Consider the following 1,752-nt stretch of genomic DNA (forward strand, 5'->3'; position numbering starts at 1 on the left):
TCATGGGTTTACCCAGCTATATCAAGGGTTACCTACCTAATTTGAGCTGCGAAAGTTGAGCAATTAACTACACGGACGTACCAATGTAAATGATGTGGGTATATGGAAGGAAAGTGAATCGTCTTACCGTGGGAGGTCTCATGGACGTGAGGAGATGCACTTCGAATCACGGTTGAAACAAGATTTATCATGAGAAGTCAGCAGACGCCATAGTACCGCATGCAGTCGACAACATGCGGGAAGGGCCGAACCTAAGGAGGTGTGAGTCAATGAAAGTTACCAAAACAGGAGCAAAGGGCAGCCAACTTCCAACGGAAGGCTTCACGCAGAAAGATAGTGCGGAACACGAAGGATATGCGGGAGCGCACATTCCTGCGAGGATAACTGAAACGGATAACACCAACACAGACTTGCCGAAGGATGGATTGCTCGAGAAAATTGTGAGCAGGAACAATCTGAACGAAGCGTTCAAGAGAGTCAAAGCGAACAAAGGCTCCCACGGAATTGATGGGATGGGAGTGGATGAACTTCTACAACATCTCAAAGAGAATGGGGAGACACTCAGGCAATCAATCCTGGACGGGAAATACCGTCCGAACCCCGTTCGGAGGGTAGAAATCCCCAAAGAGAATGGAAAGAAAAGAAACCTGGGAATCCCGACGGTTGTTGATCGAGTCATCCAACAAGCCATAGCGCAAGTGCTTACGCCGATCTATGAGAAAGAGTTCTCCGAGAATAGTTTCGGCTTCCGCCCCAAACGAAGCGCACATGATGCAATCAGAAGAAGTCAGGCGAACATACAAGAAGGGTACAAATACGTGGTGGATATGGACTTGGAGAAATACTTCGACACCGTGAATCAAAGTAAACTCGTCGAGGTATTATCGAGAACCATCAAGGACGGGCGGGTCATCTCACTCATACACAAGTACCTAAAAGCTGGCGTCATCGTGAAGCATAAGTTTGAAGAAACGGAAGTCGGTGTACCGCAAGGGGGCAATCTGAGTCCAATACTTAGCAATATCATGCTGAACGAATTGGACACAGAACTGGAAAACAGAGGTCATAGGTTCGTCCGCTATGCGGACGATCTGCTCATCTTCTGCAAGAGCAGAAAAAGTGCTGAGCGAGCGCTGAGGAACATCCTCCCCTTTATCGAGAAGAAACTCTTCCTCAAAGTAAATCGGGAGAAGACGGTCGTGGATGAGGCGAGGAAGGTCAAATTTCTTGGTTTCTCATTTTACTCCCTCAAGGGGCAGACGAGAGTCAGAATCCATCCGAAATCCATCGTGAAGATGAAAACCAAGGTTAAGGAGTTGACCGCAAGAAGCAACGGAATAGGAAACGAAGACAGAGCCGTGAAGCTCAGACGATATATCATGGGCTGGGTGAACTATTTCAAAATTGCCGACATGAAGAAACTGCTCCAAACCACGGATGAATGGATGCGAAGGCGAATTCGCATGATCTACTGGAAGCAATGGAAACGGATAAGGACAAGGTTTAAAATGCTGAAATTATTCGGAGTCCAAGACCAGAAGGCATGGGAATACGCAAACTCTACTGGAGAACCTCCAATAGTCCCATCCTCGCCCAATCCCTCGGAAACAACACGATCAAAGGACTCGGTTTCATATTCTTTTCAGATTATTATCGACAAGTCACTGCGTAAACTTAGGAACCGCCGTATACCGAACGGTACGTACGGTGGTGTGGGAGGTCGGCTACTCAAATAATGGGTAGCCTCCTACC

General features: G+C 47.5%; 1 protein-coding gene. It reads left to right on the forward strand.

The features are described from left to right. Positions 1–269 precede the first annotated feature (269 nt). Positions 270–1,736 (forward strand): group II intron reverse transcriptase/maturase, encoded by a 1,467-nt coding sequence (gene ltrA, locus EDM52_RS23865; protein WP_245997382.1) that lies wholly within the window; start codon positions 270–272, stop codon positions 1,734–1,736. Positions 1,737–1,752 lie beyond the last annotated feature (16 nt).

Origin of the sequence: Brevibacillus invocatus (assembly GCF_003710915.1) — a bacterium.
Taxonomy (GTDB): domain Bacteria; phylum Bacillota; class Bacilli; order Brevibacillales; family Brevibacillaceae; genus Brevibacillus; species Brevibacillus invocatus.